The following is an 8,900-nucleotide window of genomic DNA, read 5'->3' as shown; positions in this document are numbered from 1 at the left end:
TCTGCAAGGATGTCACCAGTTCATAGGGGCAGAAGGACAACCACGGTCAACTCGACGCTGTGTCGCTCCGCTCCCGGCTCGTTCGGCTGCGGCTTTGATCTTTCGGAACTGGGCAAGGTTTCCGTCTCCGAGGAGTTGTCCCTGCGGACGGGGATACAAGGGGCGATCGGCGCGGAAGACGTCGGAGTTGTGGAAGTCGGCAAGGCTTCGTTGCCACAGATGGAGCTTCGACTCACGGGTGAAAGAGCCCCTGATAGACGGCAGTGCACGTTCTTTCGTCACCCACTGATAGGGAGACTCCTGAATCAGCTGGTATTCGATCGCACGAGTCACGCAGGCCGCGACCCAGTCGGCGAACTGGATGTTCGAGCTCAAGACACTGTCAATGTGCATTGGAGGCTCGACGATGCGGCGCATCTCGGGATAATCGGATGCTCGCCCTAGGATGTGCTCGTACATGGCCGGAAGCCGGGCCGCCCGCGTGCGCTCATTGATCTGGTCAATCATAACCATGACATTGGACTCCCGGCGGTCGGCGTGCCGAGCAATCCGGTTGAGAGTTTCCCGCATCGCGTTCGTCTCTCGGACGTCGGTGTCGAGATTCGTTTGCTTGGGCGTCCCGAGCGGCTTCTCATCGGCGTAGTAGAAGAGGTGGCCGCCGAGGCTGCGTACTGCGCGAACCAGAGTGCTGAACACCCGGATCTGCTGGGGGAACTTGTCGAAGGTATCGGGCCGGAAGATGCTCGAGCCCTTGCGCTCCCACCGGCCCGGATGCTCTGCCGCCTCGATCTCGTTCTTGAAGACCTCTCGCTTCTCGTGCGTGAAGATCTGGCCGAAACGCCGCGCATTCTCACTAGGAAGGATCAAGCCCCCATATCCGAACGCGGGGCTTGTGTTGTAGCGCGCGTGGTCGCGGGCAACGAACGCACCCGTCTCGCCGATCTCGTCGATGTACGCCAGCAGCATGAGGAGATTATGAACTGCGGCTATGACCTTAGAAACGCGGAAACCCACGCATCAGCGTGGGTTCCGGAATTAGCGCTCAGAGAACTATTTCATCTCCAGCTACTACGTGCAGAGTATCCAGGGCCTAGCCAATAACGCAAGTGTTAACCAGGCCACCCCATGTGGGATGGGAAAAAATATCGCCTGACCAGTCATGACGGGTCAGGCGATCGATCTCGGAATCGACCCGTCCCTGGACCCTCTTAGGCTCGTGTCGGGTGTCGACGAGCAGTGTGCTCGGTGGTCGGTGTGGCAGTCGGATCTTTGCCTCGTTGGTCTCGGGGCCGGCAAACGTATGCTCCCGCGGCCGGCGGACGGTGCCCCCTCGCCCTGGCTAGGAGTGTGCCCCGGCTCGTCTGCCGTGCGTGTCGGCTCTACCGATCCCGGGGCTCCGCCCCCGAACCCCTGTCCCTCCCTCCCAAGGTTCCCGATGCTCCGCGTGCACCGCGCCCGGTCGCCACACCACGGCCCTACCGGACCCGCCGACCACCGAGCAAGGGAAAACCCGCCCTTGCCCGGCAGTCACCGCGCCCGGTTCACCAGGCCGCACCGACCGACCGAGGTACCCGCTCCACCACCGCCACCGAACCCCCGCTACACCCGCAAAACCGCAGGTCAGACCCTAAAAACGCGTGACCACCATCACCAGAAAAGCACCGGAAAAACACCAACAAAACATCGAAAAATCATCAAAAAAGATGTAACATTGAGTCATGAATAACAACGAGAACGCCCCCGTTACCCGCCTCAACACCGCCCAGTTCATCGAAGGCATCCCAGCCTTCCTCGGCATGGTCCCGAACGAATCCCTCGTCATCGCCCTGTTCGATTCCCAGGGAACGACCGGCCCGTTCGCTCGCCTCGATCACGACAACGCCACCGCCGTTGTCGCTCTCGATAAGCTCATGGCCGCCGCCGAGTCCGCCGACTTCCACGCCACTATCGCCGCGCTCGTCAGCATCCATCCCAACGGGGACACCGCAGAGGAAACCCTTCTCGCCGCCACCCGCCACGCCTACACGCTCGGTCTGGCTGTGCCCATCGCCGCCGTCCTGCCCGAGTACGCCGCCGGTGAGACCTTCTTCAACTTCCCCAGCGCCGAATCCGGCGAACTCGGCGACATCCTCGCGAGCACCGTTGCTGTCCTCGGGGTCATCGACGGCCGCGCACCCATTGCCCCCAGCCGCGACGCCCTCGCCACCGAACTCGCGCCCGCCGAAGACCTCGGAGTGTTGTTCGAGCGCCAGTGGGACGCGCGCCAGGCCCGCGCCCAGGCTCCCGAGATCACCGACGCCGCGAACCTCGAGACGCTGCGCGACGCGATCGAAGCGCCCCGCGAGCTGACCTACCCCGAAGCTGTCGCCGTCGCGATCACCCTCACCGACAACCCCCGCGCCCGCGACGTGGCCCTGTACTTCTCCCGCAACGTCGCCGCCGTCGCCATCCTGACCGACGCCGCCCGCAAGACCTCCGGCTACGCCCGCTTTACGATCCTGTCCGTCCTCGCCGCCGTCGCCTACGCACACGGCTACGGAGTCCGCGCCGCCGTCGCCCTCGACGCCATCGAGAACGGAGTAGCCCACGAGACCCAGATCCCCAAGCTCGCGCTTCTCATCCGCCAAGTTGTCGACCACGGCCTGCACGCCAAAGGAGTGCAAGAAGTCCTCGAGGCCGGTCGAAACGTCCTCCCCGAATTCGGATTCACCCCCGAGGACTGACAAGCACACCACAAGGCCCCGCACCGACCGGTGCGGGGCCTCGCCCTATCTCTAACTCACCAACGAACCCGCCCGCACCTCCGCAGCGCGCAGGGCCGAGCTCAGGGCATCGAGCCCCTTCGCCCGGCTTCTCCCGCAGCTCGCGCACGGATCCGCGCCACCGTGCCGGGACGACGCCCAACCGCAGTGCGACGACCGCGCATCGTCACGGTGCGATTCAGGCGAGCCGTCAGAGAATGTCCGGCTTATCCGAGAAGCAGATGTCGATGCCGCGAGTTCGGGGTACGTCCAGCACCGGTATGCCGGCGACCGCCGCATCGAGAGCCAGGTCCGAAATCGGCATCACCTCGAGGACGGCATAGAGCAAGGCCGCTTCCGCTTCACTGCGCTGCATGAGAACCCCTAACGTCTCCGACACCGCCCCGACTCTCGTGCAGCGGTCAACTCTCATCATCGAATATCCACCGTGGTCACACCAACCGCCTCGACACATCAGAAGACGATCGCCTGCCAACTACCACAGCGTTCCTTGCGCCCCGTCGTACAGGGCTGTCTCGATCGCGTGCCGATCCCAGCCATATCGCAACACCGCCTCGCGCACCGCTCGTGAGCGTCGAGCACCTTCGGCACGGTCGGCACCGAACGACAACCGACGGTCCCCGCCGCGACCCTTACGCCCCATGTCCGCCATGTTCTCAGCGGCCGACGCGAGCACCACATGGGCAGCGAAGACATCACCGTCGCCCGTGTTGACGCACAGCGGATTGTCACAACGCCGGTGCATCGCCACTTCGTCGTCGTCGAGGCCCACGTTCCAGCTCCACAGCGAGCGCGTAGCGGTGCGGTCGCACCACGATTTGATGACCGCCCCGAGCTATCCAGAACCGTCCGTAGTCGTCGTCACCGAGCGCACCCACCCAGAGGTGACAGAGAGGTGACAGGAATCCAGGTCCGGTCCGTACACCACGCGCTGGAAGAAGCGAGTCCGTTCGATCTCATCGCCTGGCTCCCACCACACAGTGGCTCCGTCTCTGACCTCGCGCCGTTGCTTGCTGCCCGATCAGGAGCCGGAAGCAGCTACCGGCACGTCGGGCGTCGGTGCCTTCGCCTCACGGCCGCCCTCGCTCGATCCCTGTGCGGGAGGCGTCGAGTCGTTGTTCTCTTCGGCCAGCTTCACCAACCGGCGCACCATCGCCACGTCCAGATCGACGAGTTCGGAGATCGAGGTCGCGGTCTCGCCACGTCCAGCAACCTGCGCCAGCGACCTTCCCGCCGCGAGTTCGGCCGCAGCCTTCTTCTTCTCGAACTCCTCGTTCGCCTTGGCGATCGCCGCATCCCGACGAACAGCGGCCTTGTCCACCTTCTCCAGCGACGCCAACGCGCGCTCGAGGTCGCGCTGGTTGTCGCTGATCCGCTTGAGCAATTCAGCGCGCCGTTCCGACAACTTCGACCGTGCCTGACTGCGCGCCGAGATCACCTTCGTCTCGTTGTGCACCGCATCCCCCGAACCACTCACTGCGACAGCCTTCCCGTCTACAACAACTCACGCCGAGTCTAAACCAGCAGCCTGACCAAACCCGTCGCTTCGCCTGGGCGGACTGCGACCGCCGGCTACACCGATCTACATCGCACCGTATCCAGGCACTGGCAGCAGAAGAAAGAGGACACACCTCTTGCAGTTTTACTGACATTCGGGAATCCCGCTCCCAACCTGCACGTTCGTACCGCTAAGATCGAGCCCGTGATGACCCTCCACGTCCTGCACGCAGCGGACGGCTACGAGTACCTGACACGTCAGGTCGCCACAGCCGACCGCGAGCGTGAACGTGGAGCAGAACTGACTGATTACTACACCGCGCACGGCACACCGCCCGGCGAATGGTTCGGCTCCGGCGTCGACGGTTTGAACGACCTTCTCGACGACATCCACACCGAGAACGCCGACCGAATCTCGGTCGGAGATGTCGTCACCGAGGCGCAAATGAAGGCCCTGTTTGGCGAAGGTCTCCATCCGAATGCCGACGCCCTGATCGCTGAACTCATCGATCGAGGCGTCCCTTCGGAGGACGCAATCCGGCTCGCCCGACTCGGTCGGAAGTTCCCAACCTTCAAGAACAACGTCGAGCTGTTCGACCGACACGCGGCCGAAATCGCCGAGTACGCCGACACCCACGGACACGCCCCGAGTAAGGAGGAATCCGCTGCGATCCTCGACCGCATCGCCGGAGGAATGTTCCAGGACAAGCACGGCCGCCCGGTCGCGAACGAGGCCGAATTGCGGAACTGGATCGCCCACGAGAAGGGCAAAGTACGACACCCGGTAGCCGGACACGACCTGGTTTTCACACCGCCCAAGAGCGTGTCGAGCCTGTGGGCACTGGCACCGAACGAGACGCGCATCGAGATCGAACGCATCGTCGACGCCACGGTGAAAGACACCCTCCGGTGGCTCGAAGAGAACGCCTGCTTCACCCGCGTCGGCCGCAACGGTGAGGAACAGATCGACACCAACGGCTTCGTCGCCACCCTCTACAAGCACTTCGATTCCCGCTGCGGGGACCCCAACCTGCACACCCACGCCGTCGTGTCGATCAAGACCCAGGCCGCCGAAGACAGCAAGTGGCGAGCCGTCGACGGATCGACAATGTTCCGCTTCGCCGTCGCCGCCTCGCAGCGATTCAACGCCGAAGTGATGCAGCGCCTGAGCACCGAACTCGGCCTTGAGCTGACCCACCGCGAGATCGAGCAAGGCAAGCAACCCGTCGTCGAACTGGCCGCTATCCCGCGCAATATGCTCGAGATGTTCAGCTCCCGCCGCAACGCAATCGAAGCCCGCCGCGACGAACTCGTGGCCGAGTACCGCGCCAAGTACCAGCGGATGCCCGACGCCAAGACGATGTATCAGCTCTATCAACAAGCAACCCTCGACACCCGCGAAGGCAAGGCCGACGCGAAATCACTCGCCGAGATGCGCGCAGAATGGCGCGAGAAGGCCGCCGAAATCCTCGGCGGCAATGAGGCCGTCGACCAGCTCGTCCGCGACGCCTTCGCCGCCGCTCACGCCCCGAGGCCACAGCGCCGCAGCCTCGACGACGACGCCCGAGCCGTGATCACCAAGCTCGAGTCCAAGCGCTCGCGCTGGCAACTGCCACACATCGTCTCCGCAGTCCAGGCCCACCTCGGCGGTGAGACGTTCCCCGACCTCGACACCTACCGACGGCAGTCGATCGACTCACCAACCGGTCGTGGAGTTGTCGGTCACCACCCCACGCGTGGAGCTGCCCGCGATCCCGAGGCGTCTGCGCCGACGTAACGGCGACTTCGTTCTGTCCCACCACGGCAGCCACAAACACAGCTCCCAGCGCATCCTCGACGCCGAAACGATGCTGGTATCGGCCACCAGCGAACCCACTGTCTTCACCGCTCGCAGCGCCTCGATCCACGAGGTGTACGAGACGATGCGCGCCGAAACCGGGCGCAACCTCAACGCCGGCCAGCGCACCTTGACCGAGCACTTCCTGCAATCCGGGGCACTGCTGGCCGTCGGTGTCGGACCCGCAGGAACCGGCAAGACCACCAGCATGAAAGCCGTCGTGCAGGCATGGCAGAACGAAGGCCGGGGCGTCATAGCCCTCGCACCCTCCGCAGTCGCCGCCGAAACACTCGGCGAAGAAGTCGGCGTCACCGGCCTGACCCTGGCCTCCCTGACCTACCCCTGGCGCGGTCTCGTCGGCAGTCGCCCCGGCACACTCCCGGCCGGCATCGACATCGCACCGGGCACGATGCTGCTCGTCGACGAAGCATCCCTTGCCTCCACCCTCGACCTCGCCGCCGTCGTCGAGATCGCCAAGGAACGTGGCGCAGTCGTCCGCCTGCTCGGTGACCCGGCCCAGCTCGACGCTGTGGAAACCGGCGGAATGCTGCGCTATCTGGCGCAGAACACCGACGCTCCCGAACTCGACACCGTGGTCAGATTCGGCAACGACACCGCCCAAGCCGAAAACTCGATGCTGCTGCGATCCGGTGACTCCACCGGCCTGGACCTGATCTACGAACGCGACCTCGTGCGCGAAGGAACACGCGAAGAAATGATCGGCCAGGCCGTCGAGAACTACCTCCACGACCTCGCCGACGGCAAAGAATCCATCGTCATGCTGCCCACCCGCGAGGACGTCACGGCAGCGAACATCCAAGTCCAGGCCGTGCGCCGCCACGACGGAACCAGCGACGAATCCACCACCATCGCCCTCGCCGACGAACTCACCGCAGGCCGCGGCGACATCGTGCTCACCCGCAGCAACCGCCGCGATCTGAACCCCTCCGGCGGAAAGAAAGCCGGAGCGTTCGTGCGAAACGGCGACCTATGGGAAGTACTCGATGTCGTCTCCGAACGCGGCGCACTGACCGTCCGGCACCTCGAACACGGCGGCGTCATCACCCTGCCGGCCGACTACATCAGCACCCACGTGCAACTCGGCTACGCCTCCACCGTGCACCGCGCCCAGGGCGTCACCGTCGACACCGCCCACGCCATCATCACCGCCGAGATGGACCGCTCCGGGCTGTATGTGGCCGTCACCCGCGCCCGCACCGACAACCGGATCTACGTCCCGGTCGACGCGCCCGTCAACCTCGACACCGAGCGTCCGCACCTAGAAGACAAGAACGTCTCCACCGGCCGGATGATCCTCGAAACCGTCGTCGCCACCGACAACGGCCACCGCACCGCCACCGAAGAACTCGCCGAACAAGCCGCCCACGCCACCGACCCGGAGCGGCTGCGCGAGGCATATCTGGCCGCCCAACGCCGCCTCCGCGACGACGCACTCGAGACCGAGATGCGCCGCACCCTGCCCGAACAGATTGCCGCCACCATCGAAGGCACCGAAGGATGGGCGCAGCTTCGCCAGCTCCTCGCCGATGCCCATGACCACGGCTACAGCACCCGCACACTCCTCGGACACGCCCTCGCCGAAGGCCCCCTCGCCGGAGCGAAAGACATCGGAGCGGTCCTCGCCCACCGCACCCGCGCCATCGTCGGCCAGTTCACCGAACACCCGACATTGCCGCCGCTACCGATCCGCGACCCGCTCCACACCGACGCGGAAATGCACGACTTCGCGGTCGAATGCGCCCGCCGCTACATCGCGACCACCGACCGCGCCGCGGCCGCAGACACCGGCATCGGCGAGATCATCCGCCGCTACCGCGACACCTCCGCACTGCTCGAAACACAGAGAGTTCGCACCCTCGCCACCGCTGCACTCGGAGAAGAACTCGGTGCCCGCATCGCCGAAGAATCCTCCGCACGACTGCTCGCCCGCCAGCTCCACCGCGCCGCCCAAGCCGGCGTCGACCCGATCAACCTGCTCACCTGGCACCACGAACGCCTGGCCGCAAACGGCACCGACACCACCGCGGCCGCGCTGCGCTCCGACATGGCCAAGCCCCTGACCGAGTTGATTGCCCGCCGCACCACCGCATGGCTCACTGAGCACGAAGAGACCATCACCGAGCACCTGCCCACGCTCGCGTTGCAGACCGACGACGAACGCGCCCAGGCCATCGCCGGACGCATCGAACACCTCCACCGCCTCAGCGGAGCGAGCATTGAGGAGGTCGTGGCCGATCTGGCAGAGCGGGCCGGAGCCACCGCCCCAGCGACCACGCTGCTCGCCGAACTCGACCGCATCGCCGCCGAGGGCCGAGACCTCACGAACCCCGACGCACCCGAATGGGTCGTCGCGCCCGTGTCCGACGCCGACACCATCGACCCCGAACTCGCCGCCACGATCCGCGAGGACTACCAGACCATCGCCGAGCTCCACCGCGACTACCGCGACCAGCTCACCGACGACACCGCACCGACCTGGGCACATTCGAACCTCGGTGCCTGCCCCGACGATCCCGAACACGCTGCCCTGTGGCGGGCCACCATCGCAGACGCCGCCGCCTACCGCAGTGCCCATCACATCACCGATAACGACACCTTCGCCGGAGGCCGCCCCAAGGACCGCCGCGCCGCACTCGACTGGACACACATCGAACGCCAACATTCCAAGCTGCGCGAACAGCAGGAACATCACGAACCCGAGCATCGCAGGCCCGGCATGGAAGCAGAGCCACGCCCCGACTTCGGGCATGGTAAGGAAAGAAGCTGGCGCGTCTAACCCGATC

General features: G+C 65.3%; 7 protein-coding genes. 3 read left to right on the top strand and 4 right to left on the bottom strand.

The genetic code is table 11. The annotated features are described in order from the left end of the window. Positions 1-12 precede the first annotated feature (12 nt). Positions 13-966, bottom strand: a complete 954-nt coding sequence (locus GON09_RS00305; RefSeq protein ID WP_213930104.1) for a DUF3800 domain-containing protein — start codon at positions 964-966, stop codon at positions 13-15. A gap of 752 nt (positions 967-1,718) precedes the next feature. On the opposite strand from GON09_RS00305, the gene GON09_RS00300 reads away from it, so the two are divergent. Next, the gene (locus tag GON09_RS00300) at positions 1,719-2,723 is read left to right on the top strand and encodes a DUF4192 domain-containing protein (RefSeq protein WP_213930103.1); all 1,005 of its coding nucleotides are present in this window, start codon (positions 1,719-1,721) and stop codon (positions 2,721-2,723) included. Positions 2,724-2,952: 229 nt separating this feature from the next. On the opposite strand, the gene GON09_RS00295 is transcribed toward GON09_RS00300, so the two are convergent. From GON09_RS00295 to GON09_RS00285, 3 genes are all read right to left on the bottom strand, one after another. Next, positions 2,953-3,117, bottom strand: a complete 165-nt coding sequence (locus GON09_RS00295) for a hypothetical protein (protein ID WP_213930102.1) — start codon at positions 3,115-3,117, stop codon at positions 2,953-2,955. Positions 3,118-3,237: 120 nt separating this feature from the next. Next, positions 3,238-3,534 carry a hypothetical protein gene (locus tag GON09_RS00290; protein WP_307854256.1) on the bottom strand — a complete coding sequence of 99 codons (297 nt, stop codon included), beginning with the start codon at positions 3,532-3,534 and terminating at the stop codon, positions 3,238-3,240. A gap of 249 nt (positions 3,535-3,783) precedes the next feature. Beyond that, positions 3,784-4,239, bottom strand: a complete 456-nt coding sequence (locus GON09_RS00285; RefSeq protein ID WP_307854255.1) for a hypothetical protein — start codon at positions 4,237-4,239, stop codon at positions 3,784-3,786. A 228-nt stretch (positions 4,240-4,467) separates the two neighbouring features. Here GON09_RS00285 and mobF point away from each other — a divergent pair, with 228 nt between their 5' ends. Further along, positions 4,468-6,036, top strand: coding sequence for a MobF family relaxase (gene mobF / locus GON09_RS28245; RefSeq protein WP_244865322.1), 1,569 nt, complete (start codon positions 4,468-4,470; stop codon positions 6,034-6,036). After that, complete coding sequence (locus tag GON09_RS28240) at positions 5,969-8,893, top strand: ATP-dependent DNA helicase (protein WP_307854254.1); 2,925 nt, start codon at positions 5,969-5,971, stop codon at positions 8,891-8,893. The genes mobF and GON09_RS28240 overlap by 68 nt, the downstream gene beginning before the upstream one ends. Positions 8,894-8,900 lie beyond the last annotated feature (7 nt).

Source organism: Rhodococcus sp. B50 (genome assembly GCF_013602415.1).
Lineage (GTDB): Bacteria > Actinomycetota > Actinomycetes > Mycobacteriales > Mycobacteriaceae > Rhodococcus.
This window is presented reverse-complemented; position numbering and strand designations above follow the sequence as displayed.

What these genes read in the sequence shown, in the direction of transcription:
- GON09_RS00305 (WP_213930104.1), bottom strand. Translation starts at nt 966, where the DNA reads ATGCTGCTGGCGTACATCGACGAGATCGGCGAGACGGGTGCGTTCGTT.
- mobF (WP_244865322.1), top strand. Translation starts at nt 4,468, where the DNA reads ATGACCCTCCACGTCCTGCACGCAGCGGACGGCTACGAGTACCTGACA.
- GON09_RS00300 (WP_213930103.1), top strand. Translation starts at nt 1,719, where the DNA reads ATGAATAACAACGAGAACGCCCCCGTTACCCGCCTCAACACCGCCCAG.
- GON09_RS00295 (WP_213930102.1), bottom strand. Translation starts at nt 3,117, where the DNA reads ATGCAGCGCAGTGAAGCGGAAGCGGCCTTGCTCTATGCCGTCCTCGAG.